General features: G+C 73.4%; 15 protein-coding genes. 4 read left to right on the top strand and 11 right to left on the bottom strand.

All coding sequences use genetic code 11. The features are described from left to right. Positions 1–4 precede the first annotated feature (4 nt). Genes ACPXB1_RS27855 through ACPXB1_RS27830 form a run of 6 tightly spaced genes read right to left on the bottom strand, consistent with a single transcriptional unit; the run spans position 5 to position 7,331 of the window. A complete protein-coding gene (locus ACPXB1_RS27855; protein ID WP_425736004.1) occupies positions 5–1,465 on the bottom strand; it encodes an aldehyde dehydrogenase family protein in 1,461 nt (486 codons plus the stop codon). Then, complete coding sequence (locus ACPXB1_RS27850) at positions 1,462–2,667, bottom strand: FAD-dependent oxidoreductase (protein ID WP_355597680.1); 1,206 nt, start codon at positions 2,665–2,667, stop codon at positions 1,462–1,464. Before ACPXB1_RS27850 ends, ACPXB1_RS27855 begins: the two co-directional genes overlap by 4 nt. Continuing rightward, positions 2,667–3,545, bottom strand: a complete 879-nt coding sequence (locus ACPXB1_RS27845) for an isocitrate lyase/PEP mutase family protein (RefSeq protein WP_355597678.1) — start codon at positions 3,543–3,545, stop codon at positions 2,667–2,669. Before ACPXB1_RS27845 ends, ACPXB1_RS27850 begins: the two co-directional genes overlap by 1 nt. A 41-nt stretch (positions 3,546–3,586) precedes the next feature. Beyond that, positions 3,587–5,098, bottom strand: a complete 1,512-nt coding sequence (locus ACPXB1_RS27840) for an aldehyde dehydrogenase family protein (protein WP_355597676.1) — start codon at positions 5,096–5,098, stop codon at positions 3,587–3,589. After that, positions 5,095–6,372: an acyl-CoA dehydrogenase family protein gene (locus ACPXB1_RS27835; protein WP_355597674.1), complete on the bottom strand. Its 1,278-nt coding sequence runs from the start codon at positions 6,370–6,372 to the stop codon at positions 5,095–5,097. The genes ACPXB1_RS27840 and ACPXB1_RS27835 overlap by 4 nt, the downstream gene beginning before the upstream one ends. A 5-nt stretch (positions 6,373–6,377) precedes the next feature. Further along, on the bottom strand, positions 6,378–7,331 hold the full coding sequence (locus ACPXB1_RS27830) for a flavin reductase (RefSeq protein ID WP_355597672.1): 954 nt from the start codon (positions 7,329–7,331) through the stop codon (positions 6,378–6,380). A 192-nt stretch (positions 7,332–7,523) separates the two neighbouring features. Here ACPXB1_RS27830 and ACPXB1_RS27825 point away from each other — a divergent pair, with 192 nt between their 5' ends. Then, positions 7,524–8,345, top strand: a complete 822-nt coding sequence (locus ACPXB1_RS27825) for an IclR family transcriptional regulator (protein ID WP_355597670.1) — start codon at positions 7,524–7,526, stop codon at positions 8,343–8,345. A gap of 14 nt (positions 8,346–8,359) precedes the next feature. Here the strand turns inward: ACPXB1_RS27825 and ACPXB1_RS27820 are convergent, their stop codons facing one another. Continuing rightward, complete coding sequence (locus ACPXB1_RS27820) at positions 8,360–9,067, bottom strand: hypothetical protein (RefSeq protein WP_355597668.1); 708 nt, start codon at positions 9,065–9,067, stop codon at positions 8,360–8,362. 102 nt (positions 9,068–9,169) lie between these two features. Between ACPXB1_RS27820 and ACPXB1_RS27815 the strand changes: the two genes are divergently transcribed. Further along, a complete protein-coding gene (locus tag ACPXB1_RS27815; protein ID WP_355628158.1) occupies positions 9,170–10,012 on the top strand; it encodes an HpcH/HpaI aldolase/citrate lyase family protein in 843 nt (280 codons plus the stop codon). Between the two features lie 68 nt (positions 10,013–10,080). Here ACPXB1_RS27815 and ACPXB1_RS27810 read toward each other — a convergent pair whose 3' ends face one another. Genes ACPXB1_RS27810 through ACPXB1_RS27800 form a run of 3 tightly spaced genes read right to left on the bottom strand, consistent with a single transcriptional unit; the run spans position 10,081 to position 12,506 of the window. Continuing rightward, on the bottom strand, positions 10,081–11,541 hold the full coding sequence (locus tag ACPXB1_RS27810) for an MmgE/PrpD family protein (RefSeq protein ID WP_355597664.1): 1,461 nt from the start codon (positions 11,539–11,541) through the stop codon (positions 10,081–10,083). Then, on the bottom strand, positions 11,538–12,380 hold the full coding sequence (locus tag ACPXB1_RS27805) for a cyclase family protein (protein ID WP_355597662.1): 843 nt from the start codon (positions 12,378–12,380) through the stop codon (positions 11,538–11,540). The genes ACPXB1_RS27810 and ACPXB1_RS27805 overlap by 4 nt, the downstream gene beginning before the upstream one ends. Continuing rightward, positions 12,381–12,506: a hypothetical protein gene (locus tag ACPXB1_RS27800; RefSeq protein WP_355597660.1), complete on the bottom strand. Its 126-nt coding sequence runs from the start codon at positions 12,504–12,506 to the stop codon at positions 12,381–12,383. It abuts the gene before it with no gap. A gap of 110 nt (positions 12,507–12,616) precedes the next feature. Here ACPXB1_RS27800 and ACPXB1_RS27795 point away from each other — a divergent pair, with 110 nt between their 5' ends. Next, the gene (locus ACPXB1_RS27795) at positions 12,617–14,038 is read left to right on the top strand and encodes a dihydroorotase (RefSeq protein WP_355628155.1); all 1,422 of its coding nucleotides are present in this window, start codon (positions 12,617–12,619) and stop codon (positions 14,036–14,038) included. A 54-nt stretch (positions 14,039–14,092) separates the two neighbouring features. Here the strand turns inward: ACPXB1_RS27795 and ACPXB1_RS27790 are convergent, their stop codons facing one another. Further along, on the bottom strand, positions 14,093–14,959 hold the full coding sequence (locus ACPXB1_RS27790) for a DUF4437 domain-containing protein (RefSeq protein WP_355597656.1): 867 nt from the start codon (positions 14,957–14,959) through the stop codon (positions 14,093–14,095). 224 nt (positions 14,960–15,183) lie between these two features. Between ACPXB1_RS27790 and ACPXB1_RS27785 the strand changes: the two genes are divergently transcribed. After that, positions 15,184–15,849, top strand: a complete 666-nt coding sequence (locus ACPXB1_RS27785) for an isochorismatase family protein (RefSeq protein WP_355597654.1) — start codon at positions 15,184–15,186, stop codon at positions 15,847–15,849. The last annotated feature ends 63 nt before the right edge of the window (positions 15,850–15,912 follow it).

Below are 15,912 nucleotides of genomic sequence, written 5' to 3'. Positions count from 1 at the left end.
GGCCTCAGCCCGGGTACGCGTTGGCGGCCAGCCCGGCACCACCGGGCCGGAACGGGCCGGGGGCGTGCACGACGCAGGTCTGCGCGTACTCGGCCAGCCCCTCCTCGGCGTACTCGCGGCCGTAGCCAGAGCGCTTCACCCCACCGAACGGCGCCCGCAGCGACAGCCCGGTGCGGTTGTGCGTGTTGACGAAGACGAAGCCCGCCTCGACCCGGCGGGCCAGCGCGAACGCCCGCTCCTCGTCGGCCGACCAGACGGAGCCGCCCAGGCCCAGCTCGTCGGCGTTGACCCGGGCCAGCAGTTCCTCCTCGTCGTCGTAGAGCAACAGCGGCACCGTCGGCCCGAACTGCTCCCCGGCGACCACCTCGGCGTCGTCCGGTGCATCCAGCACGAGTGTCGGGGTCACGAAGTACCCGCCGGCCAGGTCGGTGCCGCCGTCGACGGTGCCCAGCGGCAGCGCGGTGGCTCCCCGGTCAACGGCCGCGGCCACGATCCGCTCGATCCGGGCGGCGGCGCCCGCCGATACGACCGGGCCCATGCTCACCCCGGGCGTGAGCGCATCACCGACGCGCAGTACCTCCGCTGCGGCGGACCGGTACGCCGCCACGAAATCGTCGCGGCGGCTGCGGTGCACGTACAGCCGCTTCGCCGCCATACACACCTGGCCACTGGTGGCGAAACTCGCCAGGACCAGCCGGCGCATCGGCTCGGCGCCCAGGTCGGCGTCGGGCAGGAAGATCGCCGCGTCGTTGCCGCCCAGCTCCAGCACGACCGGCGTGGTCTGGGTGGCCGCCGTCGCTGCCACCTGCCGGGCCGCCACACCGCCGCCGGTGAACGCCACCTTGCGCACCAGCGGGTGCCCGACCAGCGCCGCTCCGGCTGCGGCGTCGCCGTGGACGACCGCCAGCGTCCCGTCCGGCAACGCCCCGGCGAGCAGGCGCAGCGCCTCCGAGACCGCCAGCGGGGCCAGCGGCGAGGGCTTGACCACCACCGCGTTGCCGGCGGCGAGGGCCGGGGCCACCTTGAGCACGGTGAGGATGATCGGCGCGTTCCACGGCGTGATCGCGGCGACGACCCCGTAGGGCCGGGGCAGCCGTAGGAGCCGGCCGGCCGCGTCGTCGATCTCCCGCTCCGCGTACGCCGCCGGGGCGTGCTCGACGACCCAGCGCAGGTACGTGGCGGCGAACCCGACCTCGCCGCGGCAGTCCGCGAGCACCTTGCCCGACTCCCGGGCCAGCAGCTCGGCCAGCGCCTCGCACCGTCGGGCGATCGCGTCGGCGCCGGCGGCCAGCGCGGCGAGCCGCCGCGCGATGCCGGTGACCGCCCAGCCCCGCTGCGCGGCGTCGGCCCGGCGTACCAGGGCGTCCACCCGCTCGGGCCCGCTCACACCGACCGTGCCGACCAGCTCGGTGACCCTGGACGGGTTCTCCCGCTCGATCACCGGGCCGTCGCCTGGCACCGTCATGCCCGCGCCACCGGCTGCCCGGCGTCGGGGCGCAGCGAGGCGATCATGGAGCTGCGCAGCAGATACGCCCGGGCGGCCGCCGGATCCTCGGCCAGCGCGCGCAGGCCGGCCAGATGCGCGGAGCGCAGCTGCGGATCGGTGACCCGCATCCGGCGGTAGTTCTGGTCGGAGACCTCCTGCACGTACGTCAGGGCGATCCGGCGCCGCTCGTCGGCCACCGCCGTCACCGCCCGGTCCAGCTCCCCGCCGTCCGGTGCCACGCTGCCCGAGGCCAGCACCTCCGCGTAGGCGACCGCGTCGTGGATGCCCGAGTTCATGCCCAGCCCGCCGAGCGGGTTGTTGACGTGCGCGGCGTCGCCGGCCAGCAGCACCCGCCCCTGCCGGAACGCCGCGGCGACCCGCTGGTGCACCCGGTACAAACTGGCGTGCGCCACCCGCCACGGCCGGCCCGGATCGGCGATCGCCCGCAGCCGCCCGTCGAGCCGGCCCAGCTCGTGCGCGTCAGAGGTGTCCTCGGGGGTGGGCAGCAGCACCCGCCAGTGGTCCGGCGTGCGCAGCAGCACCGACCACTCGACCGGGTCGAAGACGTAGTTGACGTACGCCAGCGGGCCGAGCAGCACTGGCAGGTCCTCGTCGGTGGAGGCCACCAGGAACCGTTCGGGGTAGGTGATCCCGTCGAACGGCAACTCCAGCGCCCGCCGTACTGCCGAACTGGCGCCGTCGGCCGCGATCATCCAGTCGCCGGCCACCTCCCGGCCGTCCTCGGCGACCGCGACCACACCGCCGTCGGTCTGATCCGCGGCCTGTCGTACCGAGTCGACAGGCCAACCGAAGCGGACCCGGGCCGTCGGTTGCCCGGCCAGGTGCGCCAGCAGGATCACGCACAGCTTGGACTGCTCGCACTGCACCCGGTACGGGTACGGGGTGTCCTCGGCGAGCACCGAGAGGTCCAGCTCCGCGATCAGTCCCTCCCGGCGATCCCGGTAGGCGAACGTCGACGCCACCAGCCCGCGCGCCAACAGGTCCGCGCCGACCCCCAACGCCTCGAGCATCTCCAGCGTCGGCGGGTGGAACGTGGAGGCACGGGACTCGGCGGCGAGGTCGTCACCGGCCTCCAGCACTGTCACCTCGCAGCCCCGGCGGGCCAGCGCGAGCGCAGCGGTCAGCCCGACCGGCCCCGCTCCGGCGATCAGCACGTGCATCAGGCGTACCTCCGATCGAGAGTCAGCGCCTCGTCCTGGCCGACCAGCGCGGTGAACGACGACCAGGCGAGCCGGGGCACCGCGTCGGCGTGACCGTCCCGGCCGATCGCGGCGTAGGCGGCGGCAGCCGCGCGCAGCGCGGCCAGCATCGGCGCGACCGGGTGCAGCACGACCCGGACCCCGAGCGTGCCGAGCGCGTCGTCGGGCGGGAAGGCGCGCACACCAGCCGCCTCCGAGCGATTCACCACCAGGGGTACGCCGGGCAGCGCGGTATGCACCGCCGCCAACTCCTCGGCGGTGTCCACACCCTCCAGGAAGACCGCGTCGGCGCCGGCGTCGGCGAACTGGCCGGCCCGCTCGATCGCCTCGTCGAGGCCGGCCACCGAGTAGGCGTCGGTGCGGGCGATCAGCACCAGGCCGGTGCCCGTCTCGGCGATCGCCCGGATCTTCGCCGTCGCACCCGCGATGTCCAACAGCTCCTTGCCGGCCAGGTGGCCGCAGCGCTTCGGGCTGACCTGGTCCTCCAGGTGCAGCCCGGCGACGCCGGCCGCCGCGTACCGCTGGGCGGTCCAGACCGCGTGCAGCGGATTGCCGTAGCCGGTGTCCGCGTCGGCGATCAGCGGCACGCCGGCCAGCGCCGGGACCAGCCGCGCGGCCCGCTCCGCGACGTGTGTGCCGTGCAGGTATCCCAGGTCGGGAAGGCCCAGCTCGACTGCGGCGCAGACCGCACCGGACAGGTGCACGACGCGGTGTCCGGCCTCGGCGGCCAGCGCGGCGGTGAGCGGGTCGTGTACGCCGGGGGCGTGCACCAGCGAGTCGCCGCCCACCAGCGTCCGCAGCACGTCGGCCGGGCGTACGGGCGCCGTGCCGTCGGGCACGACCGGGGGCGCATCACTCGACGGGACGGTGTCGCCCGGGTTCATGGCCGGCCGTGCAGCGCGAAGCCGCCCTCGACGCCGACCACCCTCGGGTTGGTGAAGAACCGCAGCGTCTCGGCGGTGCCCTCCTCGCCGTACCCGGACAGCCCGAACGCCGGGCGCGGGCTGAACAGGTGCAGGCTGAGCACCGAGGAGCCGTTGACCTTGACCTCGCCGGCCCGGATTCGGCGGGCCACGGCCAGCGCCGCCTCCTCGTCCGCGCCGAGCACGTACGCCTCCAGCCCGTACGGCGTGCCGTTGGCCAGCGCCACCGCCTCATCGAGGGTGTCGTACGGGTGCACCGCCGCCACCGGTCCGAAGATCTCGTCGCCGGTGTGCGCCGCGGCGACGCCGGTGACCAGCGTCGGGGCGAGGAAGTTCCCGCCGGCCAGCGGTCCGGCGGCCGGCAGCGTGGTGCCGGTGACCGCGGTCCCGCCGTGGGCCAGCAGGTCGTCGCGGGCGGCCAACACCCGGGCCAGGTGCCGGGAGTGCACCAGCGGACCGAGGTCGGTCGCGGGGTCCAGCGGCGCGCCGGCGACCAGGCCGGCGAGCCGGTCGGCGATCGCGCCGACGATCTCGTCGTGCTGCTCGGCGGGCACGATCAGCCGGCCCAGCGCCCGGCACCACTGGCCGTTGAGCGTGCTGAGCAGGTCGACCGCGGCCCGGGCGACGTCGGCGATGTCGGCGTCGGGGAGCACGACCAGCGGGTTGTTGCCGCCGAGTTCGAGCTGCACCGGCTTGATGTCGTAGGCGCAGGCCGCCGCGACCGCCCGCCCGGCGGAGAGCCCGCCGGTGAAGGAGACCGCCCGGATCCGGGGATCGCCGACCAGGGCCGCGCCGGCCTCGGCCCCGCCGTGCACGAGCTGGAACACCCCGGCCGGTACGCCGGAGGCGGCGAGCACGGCCCCGATGACGCCGGCGAGCCGTTGGCTGCCGTGCGGGGCGTACTCGCTGGGCTTGAGGATCGTGGGGCAGCCGGCGGCGAGCGCGTTCGCGACCTTGTGCGCGGCCATCGGCGCGGGCGCGTTCCACGGCACCACGCAGACGGCCGGACCCCAGGGCAGCCGTTCGGCGTGCACGACCCGGCCGTCCTCGCGGTGGAACTCCTGGCTCTGCGGGCCCTGCCGTAGCTGGGCGGCGGCGAGCCGGAACGCACCGCCGAGGATCACGCCCAGCGGTGTGGTCTGCCGGATCGGCACGCCGGTGGTCGCCGACTCCTGCGCGCAGATCTCGGCCGCGACGCCCTCGACCGCCTCGGCGACGCCGTCCAGCACGTCGGCCCGAGCTGAGGCCGGCAGCGCGGCCCAGCTCCCGGCCTCGTGCGCCGTCGAGGCGGCGGCGACGGCGGCGGCGATCCGGTCCGGCGGCGTGCCGGCGGCGGGCCGCCGCACCGCCCCGGTCGCCGGATCCTCCAGGTCGAACCCGAGCGGCGCGTCGCTGGGCGTCCAGACCCCGCCGACCAGGTCGGCGAGATCGGGCAGGTCGGGCAGGTCCGGCTGCTGGGGCCCGGTCACCCGGCCACCGCCACGAACAGGTCGTTGGACCGGTCGCTGGTGACCATGCCGGCCGCCTCCAACCGGCCGCGCTCCGGCGGGAACGTCATCACCAGCCCCATCGCCAGATCGCGCAGCGCCCGGCCGACGGACCCGTTCATGGTGGCACCGGACGTGCCGGACGCCTTGAGCGCGCCGACCGCCACGTCGAAGCACGCCTCGCAGATCGAGCCCTTGGCCAACCGCCACTGCCGGTAGACCTCGGCGTGCGGGCGCAGCGGCGGCTCACTGGTCTCCAGCAGCAACTGGCGGCGCAGCCAGAGGTACGCCGTCTCCAACCGTTCCGTCATGTTGCCGATGATCACCTGGTGCATGGGGCTCTCCGCAATCGGCCGACCGGTGTCGGCGAAGGTCTTCTGGGTGAGCCTGGTGAGCGTGTCGTCGTAGACGCTCTGCGCCGCGCCGACGTAGACCGCCGTGATGGCCAGCTGGTTGCCGACGAAGCTGCCCCGGCTGCACTGCAACATCTTCACGAACGCGCCGGGCACGGTGAGCGCCTCGTCGGCCGGGATGAAGACGTCGTCGAGCCGGATGCCGCGGTTGGCCGAGCCGCGCATGCCAATGCCGTCCCAGTTCGGGCGTGAGGCGACCCCGGCGGCATCGCGGGGGACCAGGAACAGTGCCAGCCCGTCCGCCGTCTCGTGCCCGGCGAGCCGGGCGGTGACCAGGTAGGTGTCGGCGACGCCGGTGGCGCAGCCGAACGACTTCTCGCCGTGCAGCGACCAGCCGTCGACGCCGTCGCGACTGGCTGGGGTGGCGGTGGTGGAGATGGCGATGTTGGCCGACGAGCTCTTCACCGCCTCGCTGGCGAAGTTGGCCAGCCACACCCCACCGGCCATCCGGGTCAGCACCTTCTCGGCGAAGGCCCGCACGGCGGGGACGTCGTCGTCGTCGAAGAGGCCGCGTTCGATCGCCTCCAGCGGCAGCATGCCCCGGGAGGCGCTGGTGTTGTGGAAGAAGAAGGCCAACGCCGTCGACGGGCACGCGCTGCCCATCGCGAAGGTGGCGGCGGCGAGGTCGCGCAGGCCGCCGCCGAGGCCGCCGTACTCCTGCGGAACCACCAGGCCGAGCAGCCCGGCATCGCGCAGCAGCGCGACGTGCGCGGCGGGAAACACCCCGTCGGCGTCGGCCTGCGCGGCGGCGGCCCGCAGCGCGGGCAGCACCTTCTCCACCCGGGCCGCGCGATCCTGCTCAGCCGGGGTGAGGTCGTCGATGAGCCGTCCGCCGGTGGACATGTGGGTCACTCCTCTGGTTTGGTGGCGGGGAGCCGGGGACAGGACACCCCGAGTTGACGGGCGAGAAAGACCAGGTCGCGGGTGCGCAGGGCACCCGCTCGCCCGCTGAGGGTGGTGTCGAAGCCGGTGACCCCGCTCTTCATCGCGACCATGGCGTTGACCAGGCCGAGCCCGCGCTGGGTCCGCAGTCGCACCCGAAGTGAGGCGCGGCGGGCGCGCACGGTGGCGTCGGCGAGCACTGCCCGCACCTGCACCGGGCTGGCGTCGGCCGCTTCGACCAGGGTGACGGCGGTGTGCCCGGCACGCAGCAGTTGGTCCAGTTCGGCGAGGGTGGCCTCCTCGCCGCCGGCCCGGAAGGCGTCGGCGATCATCGGGCCGGGTGTTGCCCGAACCGTGAAGCCGGCCATCGCCAGGGTTTTCGCGCGCGGGCGGGAGAGCCGGCCCCCGATCGCGATGTCGATGCTCTCCGGCAGCGGGTCGGCGAGCTGGCTCCACACGCTGGAGTGGAACAGCAACGGGGCGCCGACCCGGGGGGTGCTGGCGGCGAGCACCTCCCCGACGAAGATCGTGTGGTCACCGCCGGGGTAGGCGTGCACGACCCGGCAGTCCAGCCAGGCGGTCGAGTTGACCAGGACCGGGCAGCCGGTCTCGGCGTGCGTCCAGTCCAGCCCGGCGAAGCGGTCGGTGATCTCGGGGCGCATGCCGGCGAAACGCTGGCCGATGCCGGCCTGGCCCTTGCCGAGGAAGCTGATCGCGAAGACCCCGGCCCGCTCCACCAGGGCGTGGCTGGGAAGGTGGACGCCCAGGCAGATGGAGACCAGCGGCGGGTTGAGGCTGACCGAGGAGAACGAGCTCGCCGTCATGCCGTGTGGTCGGCCGTCGACGACCGTGGTCACGACAGCGACGCCACTGGGCCATTGGGCGAGGGCCGAGCGGAACGTGATGCTTTCGACCGACACTGACAGGCTCTCCGTTTCGCATCAGGAAACGCCGTTACCAGAAACGTAACGAGGGGTGGTGTCCCGTGTCAACCGTTCTTTGGTCCGGCCGGCCGGCGACACTCCGGACACGCCGTTTCGCTAGGTGGAATGGCGCGACCTACACTGCTCTGGGGACCGGACAAAAACGAACAGTGCTGTGGAGGCTCACCCATGACCAGTCGGACATCCGCGGCGACGGCACCGGCCGTTGCGGAGGACGGCGACGGCCAGTCCCGCTCGATCGCGGCGGTCGAGCGGGCGATGGACGTGCTGCTCTACTTCGGGCGCAGCGGGCGACCGGACCTGGGCGTCACCGAGATCGCGACCGCGCTGGGCCTGACCAAGGCCGCCGTGCACCGCATCCTCACGGCGCTGCGCAGCCGGGATCTGATCATTGTCGACCCGAGCACCCGTCGGTACGCACTGGGCCACGCGGCCGTCACGCTCGGCCGGGCCTACCTGGCCCGCACCGATCTGCGCGCGATGGCCGGCCCGGAGCTGCGCGCGCTGGCGGCCCAGACGGGCGAGACCGCCACGCTGTCGCTGCGCCGGGGCGACACCCGGCTGTATGTCGACCAGGTGGTGCCCGAGCACGAGTTGCGGCTCGACGTCAACATCGGCATTCCGTACCCGCTGCACGCCGGCAGTTCGTCCAAGGCGTTCCTGGCCTTCGTCGCCGAGGACGAGTTCGACGCCTACCTGGAGCGGCACCGGCTCGTCGAGGTCACCGACCGCACCATCACCGACCCTGCGAAGCTGCGCAAAGAGATGGCGGCCATCCGCAAACGCGGCTATGCCACCTCGCGCGGCGAACGCCAGCCCGGCGCGACGTCGATCGCGGCGCCGGTCCACGACCACGACGGGCACGTGGTGGCGGTCGTCAGCGTGGCCGGGCCGGTGGGGCGGTTCAAGCCGGACTCGCCCGAGCTGGCGAAGTCGCTACTGGAGGCGACCGGCCGGATCTCCGCTCAGCTCGGCTACAGCGGCGCCTGACCGACCTGCCCGGGTCACAGCGCCGCGAGCGGCTTCAGCACGCCGAGCGCCGCGGCCGCGAGCACGCTGCCCCAGATGCCCCACACGTAGGGTAGGCAGCCGTCGATCGCCCGCCGCATCGTGCGCTCCACCTCCGGTGTGGAGCCGGTCGTCATCAGGGTGCCGAAGGCCGGTCCGAACGGGCGCAGGGTGAGCCGGATGCCCAGTCCGCAGGCGATCGCGACGCTGTAGAGCAGGATCTTGCCGCCCAGCCACTTCGGGTTGGTGTCCACACCGAACGGTGCGGCGGCGAAGAGCGTGTAGAGCGCGGTCCCGGCCAGCCCGGCGATCAGCACTATCCGGACCGTCCAGTCCGCCCGGCGCACCCACCGGTGGTGGCCCGGGCGGTGATGGTCGGAGATCGTTGCGGCCAGCCACCCCGCCGCGAACACCCAGAGCAGCGCGACGATCGGCCAGCCGAACGGGTTGATGCCGAAGACCTGCGCGCCGTGCGGGTCCAGCGCCATCAGCGTGACGCCGCTGGGCAGGAAGAGCACCAGGCAGATCTTGGGCCCCAGGTCGAGCCCGCCCATGATCTTCAGTGCGGTGGCCCGGGCGGCCGGGGTGAGATCGGGCTTGAGGACGAACCGGCTCGACCAGAAGACTCCGAGATCCCCGCCCAGCCAGAAGACGAAGAGCACGATGTGCAGCAGAATCCACCAGCCGTGCAGGTGCGGTCCCATGAAGCCTCCTTGACGTCTCGAGCCCTAATGGAAACACTGTATTCGCAGTCGAAACAATGGCCGCATCGCCGGGGCGTTGTCGAACGGAAGGGCCCGAAGCCGTTGAGGTCGTACCTGTACGTGCCCGGGGACGCGCCCGACAAGCTGGCCAAGGCGGCGCGGCGCGGCGCAGACGCGGTGATCATCGACCTGGAGGACGCGGTGCCGCCGGCCGGCAAGGGCGCCGCCCGCTCGGCGGTCGCCGCCTTCCTGCGCTCCGCACCACCCGGGGTCGCCTGGTGGGTGCGGATCAACCCGGGCCAGTTGGGCCACGTCGACGCGGCGGCCGTCGTGGGGCCGGGGCTCGCCGGGCTCTGTGTGGCGAAGGCCGAGTCCGCCGCCGAACTGGCAGCCCTCGACGAGGTGCTCGGCGCGGTCGAGTCGGCGGCCGAGTCGCCGGTGGGCACGACCCCCGTGGTGCCGCTGCTGGAGTCGGCGGCGGCCGTGGTCGCGGTCCTCGACATCGCCCGCGCACCCCGTGTACGGCGGCTGCAACTCGGCGAGGCGGACCTGCGCGCCGACCTCGGTGTCACGCTCGGGCCGGACGAGCGGGAACTGCTCTTCGTCCGCTCGCAGGTGGTGCTGGCCAGCGCGGCGGTCGGCATCGAGCCACCGGTGGCACCGGTCAGCACCGACTTCCGGGACCTGGTCGCGCTGCGCGCGTCGACGATCGCGCTGCGACGGATCGGCTTCGTCGGCCGGGCCTGCATTCATCCGGCGCAGATCGCGGTGGTCAACGAGGCATTCACCCCGACACCGGACGAGGTGGCGGCGGCGGCTGACCTGGTGGCCCGCTTCGACGCGGCGGTCCGCGACGGCGTGGGAGTCTGCCTCGACGCGCGGGGCCGGCTGGTGGACGAGGCGGTGGTCCGCTCCGCCCGGCGACTGCTCGCCCTGGCGGTGTAGGCGCCCGCGCATTCCCGGCGCGGCGTCGGTGTGGGTGCGGCGGTGGGCATGGCCGGCCGGGTCCGGCCTCAGCGAGCCGGCGCGGTCAGCGCGAGTAGCGCCGATGGCGTCACCCCGGTGCCGAGCACGGCGTCGCGCAGCGCGGCGATCCGCGCCGGTGGAACCGCCCGCTCGGCGTTGAGCTGGAACTTCGTCGCCAGATCGGCCGCGCTCAACGGATGCTGTGGCCCGCCGCGCGACGAGTCGACCCGGTGCTCCAGGAGGGCTCCACCGCGGGTCCGCACCCGCAGCACCGCCGCGAACGCACGCGGGAACAGCTCCGACGCCCGGGGGTCGGCCACGCACCGGACGCGGGCCGCCAGCGCCAGCCGGTCGGCCGGCAGCTCGCCGACGAAGTCGTCGAGCGACAGCCCCAGGCCGCCACCGCCGAGCAGCGCCGCCGCGATCGTGTACGGGCCGGAGAACTTCGCGTGGTACGCGCTGCGCGGGCGGGTCTTCTCGGCGGTGGGTTCGGCGATGGTACGCAGTACCGGGGCGGCCACCCCCAGCTCGATCTCGGCGACGTCGGCCGGGTCGAGCCCGCCAGCCCGCAGCGCCAGGGCACAGTCGACGCCGGGGTGGGTGAAGTGATTCGACGGGTACGGCTTGTAGACGGTGCGCAGCACCTCCCAGTCGGTGCCCAGCCCGCGCAGCAGCGCGTCGGCGGTGAAGTCGCCGGTGTGCGCGGTGAAGAAACCGAACCGTCCCTCCAGCACGGTCGGTGGCCCGGTCAGCCCGTCGGCCGCCAGCACCGCCGCGCTCACCCCGGCGTGGGCGGCCCAGCCGCAGTGGGCCTGCTTGACCGAGCCGCCGGTGCGGTTGGCCTCCAGGATGCCGGCGCCCATGCTCGCGGCGATCCCGATGGCATGGCCGATGCCCGCGGCATCCAGGCCGTAGAGCAGGCCGGCCGCGACGGCCGCGCCGATCGTGCCGCAGATCGAGGTGGCGTGCTGGCCCCGCTCGAAGTAGACGTTGACCCCGGTGTCGGGCAGGTAGCCTGCCATGCCGAGCCGGTTGGTGATCTCGATCCCGGCTGCCACCGCCGGGACCAGGGCCGCGCCGTCGACAGCCGCACCGCTCCCGACCGCCTCCGCGGCGGCGAGCGCGGCCGGTACGACGCTGGCGCTCGGGTGCAACACCGAGGGCAGGTGTGTGTCGTCGAAGTCCAGCGAGTGGGCCAGCACCCCGTTGACCAGCGCGGCGGCCGGGGCGGGCAGCCGGTCGCCGGAGCCGATGACGGTGGCCTCGCCGATGCCGCCCCAGCGCCGCACGGAGCGCAGCGCGGCCGCTGCGGCGTCGGCCCCCGGGTCGGCGTGCGCGGCCAGGGCCAGCCCCAGGATGTCCAACACCCGGCCGGGGATGTCGGCGCGGACGACGTCGGGCACCCCGTGGTCGCGGCAGTCGACCGCGAAGCGCGCCAGCCGGGCGCTGAGCGTGGGCTCGTCGCCCGGCGCGGCCGTGGTCCCGGCCGTGCTTTCGCCCGCCGTCACGGCAGGACCGCCAACGGGCGGACCGGGGCGCCGGTGGCCCCGACGATGGGCAGCGGGTTGAGCACGAACAGGAACTCCCGGGCTCCGGTGTCCAGCAGCGGGGCCAGGTTCATTGTCTCCACGATGTTGATCCCGTGCTCCACCAGCAGGATCCGGTGCACCGGCAGGGTGGCGTGGCCTCGTCCGGGCGCGAGGTGCTCGAAGGCGATCGTCTCGCCGCCGACCACCCTGGGGGCGCGCTCGGCGAGCCAGCGGGCGGCGGCCACCCCGGGGCCGGGAACCCCGTCGGCGAGCCCGACGAACGCCGCACCGTCGCCCCACCGTCGCGACCATCCGGTGCCGACCAGGACCGCGTCGCCCGGCGCGATCCGAATGTGCCCGGCGGCCCGCTCCAGGTCGTCCGGAGTGATCTCGTAACCCGCCGGCAGCACGGCGGTGGAGTGCACGGCGGCGACGTCGAGCAGCACGGCCCGTCCGACGTACGGATCGAACGTCTCGATGCCCAGCTCCGCGAAGCCTTCGTGGGACTGCGCTGCCCCGGCCGGCCGGCCGGCGTGCACGAATCCGTCCTGCGAGACGTGGGCCAGCGCGTCGACGTGGGTACCGACGTGCCCGCCGGTGATGATGACCTCGTTGGCGGCACTGCCGCCGTCGGCGCGCACCAGGTCGCCGTGGCGGCGCTCGATCACCATCCGGAACGGCGGGTGGTTCGGTGACTGGGGCATTCCCCGGCGCATCGGGTGGGCCAGGTCGATGATCCGGGCCCCGGCCAGCGCCGGCCACAGAGCGGTGGCGCCGGGGTCGAGGTCGGGTTGCGGTCCAGCGGTGGGTGGGCCCACTCAGATCACGCCTCTCGATTGCAGGTCGGCGAGCTCGTCGGCGCTGAGGCCGAGCTGGTCGCCGTACACGGACTGGTTGTCGGCACCGGGCGGACGCCCGGTCCACGCGTTCAGTGCACCGGGCACGGGACCTCCGCGGGGACCGATCGAGGTTTGGACGCCAATCTAACCGGGCTTTATCCATAATGGAAACCCCGTTACATTGTCCGAAACGCACAAGGTGAAGGGGGTGCGCGGTGGCGCGTTACGACCTGCTGGTCAAGGGCGGCACGCTGGTGCTGCCGTACGTGGGAACGATCCGGGCTGATCTCGCCACCCGTGACGGCCGGATCGCCGCCATCGGGGCCGACCTCGACCCGGCCGACGCCGCCGAGGTGCTCGACGCCGACGCCAGGCTGGTCTTCCCCGGGGCGGTGGACGCGCACTACCACCTGGGCATCTACCGGTCGCTCGCCGAGGACGCCGCCGAGGAGACCCGCTCCTCCCTGGTCGGCGGGGCGACCACGGTGCTGTCCTACTTCCGGACCGGGCAGCACTACCTCAACCGCACCGGCGCGTACGCCGACATCTTCCCGGAGGTGCTCGCGGCCGTGGGCGGGCGCGCCTACACCGACTACGGCTTCCACCTCGCGCCGATGGACACCGCGCAGGTCGGCGAGGTGCCCACACTGGTCGGCGAGCATGGGGTGTCGTCGTTCAAGTACTACATGTTCTACAAGGGCTTCAACCTCAGCGCGGACTCCCGCGACGCCAAGTCCTTCACGATGAGCGACGAATACGACCTGGGGCACCTTTACCAGATCATGGAGGCGGTCGCGGCGGCCAACGGCCCGGACCGGCGCGTGTCGCTGTCGCTGCACTGCGAGCAGTCCGAGCTGATGCGGCTGTTCATCGACCGGGTCCGGGCAGCCGGTGACCCGCAGACCCTCAAGGCATACTCCGACGCCCGCCCGCCGCTCACCGAGCGGGTCGCCATCGGCGAGGCCACCACCCTGGCCGGCGCCACCGGCTGCCCGGTCAACCTGCTGCACCTGTCCTCGGCCGACGCGCTGGACGCGGCCCGGGCGGCCCGCGCCGCGCTGCCCGGCGCCGACATCCGGACCGAGGTCACCCTGCACCACCTCTGCCTGTCCTACGACGCGTTGACCGGGCTGGGCGGCAAGGTGAACCCCCCGATCCGCACGGTGGCCGACACCGAGGCGTTGTGGGCCGGCGTGCTCGACGGTTCGGTCGACTGGGTGGCCTCCGACCACGCGTGCTGCACCGAGGAGCACAAGGGCGACGCGCTCTGGCCGGCCCTGCCCGGCTTCGGCGGCACCGCGCTGCTCTACCCGCTGCTGATCAGCGAGGGGATGCACAAGCGTGGGCTGTCGCCGGCCCGGATCGCGGAGCTGGCCTCGGCGAACCCCGCGCGGGCGTACGGCCTGTGGGGGCGCAAGGGCAACCTCGTGGTGGGCGCGGACGCCGACCTCGCGATCGTCGACCCTGACCTGGAGCGGGAGGTGACGACCGACCTGCTGCTGTCCGGGCAGGACCACTGTCCGTTCGAGGGGCGCAAGGTCCGCGGCTGGCCGGTTGTGACGGTGGTCCGCGGGCACGTCGCATATCGCGACGGCGCGGTCACCGGAGTGCCGCAGGGGGTGTACGTCACCCGCTAGGTGTGACCGGGTGTGACGCGGCGGTGGTCGTGGCCACGTCACACCCCGTCGCCATCACATCCCGTCGCCGGACCAGGGGCCGCGCGAACGGGACCGCACCGGCAGGCTGGAGATGACCGGCGCCTCGTCGTGTTCGTGGTAATTGGTCGCCGTGCCACCCCACTTGACCCACTCGTCGGTGGTGTACCAGTTGATCAGCTCGCCGTCCGATCGGATGATCCAGTCGATGTCGGTCTCGGCCACGAAGTGGCCGTGCTTCACCCCGGCCGGCCGGAAGCAGTAGGTGCCCTCGTCGATGTCGCCGAAGTTGTACGCCATCTTCCCGCCGAGCGTGTAGAACTCCTCGTAGCAGGGGTGATGGGCCAGCCGGTGGTCGCTCCAGCCCTTGTGGGCCCGGATCAGCCGGGTGTAGAAGTTGGTCACCGGGTCGCGGTGCAGCAACTTGATGTAGAGCGGGGTGATCGGCCCGACCGTCGGGGCGGCGGTCCACTCCATGTCGTTGGAATCCACCACCGTCACCTCGCCGACGGCGGTCTCCCACCGTGCTGAGGCCGGATTCCACTGTGCCTTCTCGACGTCGAAACCGCAGTCGCCGTACTCGCGCCAGTGCAGCACCGACGAGCCCTCGCGGATCTTGATCCAGTCCATCGGCACGCCCCGCGGCACCTGCAGGTAGCCGCCGGGGCCGATCTCCTGACCGCCGTAGTTCAGCGAGCCGGACTGCACGTAGAACTCCGTGTCGGCGTGCGGCACGCCCGGCCCGCGCCCCCAGTCGCTGTCGAAGCTCAGCGACAGCGAGGACGACCCGTCCTCCTCGTCCACCGATAGTCGACGTTCGCGGGCCCCGCCCTCGCCGTGCGGCAGCTCCCCGACGTGCCAGATGTAGTCATTCTCGTGAATCAGTTCGACGTGCGCTCGCACCCGCTGCTCCTCACTTCGCGTTTCAGGGTCTTCCCGGCGGCGTTTGCGGGCGGCGCCCCCGGCCGGAGGTGCCGGGGCGCCCGGCAGCCGGCGATGGTGAGATCGATGCCGTCCGGGACCAGCATGGCTGCAATGGAAACACTGTTTCCACGGGCACGGCAAGCCCGTCCTCCCGCAATGTTCCCCCTAGCGAAACGGTGTATCCAGCGCATACGATGCGTCGAATGAATGGGGCACGCTCCGACGCCAGGGTCCTGGGGACCGGCACGCTCGATGCCGACTACACGACCGCCGGTTTCGCCCGCCGCCTCGGCTGGGGCACCCGGCCCGCGCTCGTGCTGGTCGACCCGGTCGCCGCGTACGCCGTACCCTCGTCGCCGTTGTTCCTGGCCGACGCGCAGGCCGCGCTGGCCGCGATGGCCGAGATGGTGGCGGCGGCCCGCGCGGCCCGGGTCCCGGTGGCCTTCACCGCGGTGCGGTACGTCGACGAGTCCTGCGCAGAGGCGCCCCTGTTCGCCGCGAAGGTGCCGGCGCTGGCCGCGTTCGCCGCCGGCAACCCGCTCGGCGACTTCCCGGCCCAATTGACGCCCGCCCGGGGCGAATACATCGTCTACAAGCACTACGCCAGCGCCTTCGCCGGCACCGCGCTGGCCGCCTGGCTCACCGCGGCCGGCGTCGACACGGTGGTGCTCGGCGGCTTCTCCACCAGCGGCTGCGTCCGCGCGTCGGCGGTCGACGCCCTGCAACACGGGTTCCGTCCGATGGTGGTGCGCGAGGCGTGCGCCGACCGCGATCCAGGGCCGCACGAGGCCAACCTCTTCGACCTCGACGCCAAGTATGCCGACGTGGTGCCGCTGGCCGACGCGGTCGCCCGGTTGGCCGGCGACTGACCGGACCGTTAGGAAGGGGCCCTTCCTATACACCAGACGTTAGGAAGGGCCCCTTCCTTCCCC

The sequence above is a fragment of the Micromonospora sp. DT68 genome (genome assembly GCF_049847245.1).
GTDB classification, from domain to species: domain Bacteria; phylum Actinomycetota; class Actinomycetes; order Mycobacteriales; family Micromonosporaceae; genus Micromonospora; species Micromonospora profundi.
This window is presented reverse-complemented; position numbering and strand designations above follow the sequence as displayed.

What these genes read in the sequence shown, in the direction of transcription:
- ACPXB1_RS27855 (WP_425736004.1), bottom strand. Translation starts at nt 1,465, where the DNA reads ATGACGGTGCCAGGCGACGGCCCGGTGATCGAGCGGGAGAACCCGTCC.
- ACPXB1_RS27785 (WP_355597654.1), top strand. Translation starts at nt 15,184, where the DNA reads ATGAATGGGGCACGCTCCGACGCCAGGGTCCTGGGGACCGGCACGCTC.
- ACPXB1_RS27850 (WP_355597680.1), bottom strand. Translation starts at nt 2,667, where the DNA reads ATGCACGTGCTGATCGCCGGAGCGGGGCCGGTCGGGCTGACCGCTGCG.
- ACPXB1_RS27835 (WP_355597674.1), bottom strand. Translation starts at nt 6,372, where the DNA reads ATGTCCACCGGCGGACGGCTCATCGACGACCTCACCCCGGCTGAGCAG.
- ACPXB1_RS27825 (WP_355597670.1), top strand. Translation starts at nt 7,524, where the DNA reads ATGACCAGTCGGACATCCGCGGCGACGGCACCGGCCGTTGCGGAGGAC.
- ACPXB1_RS27820 (WP_355597668.1), bottom strand. Translation starts at nt 9,067, where the DNA reads ATGGGACCGCACCTGCACGGCTGGTGGATTCTGCTGCACATCGTGCTC.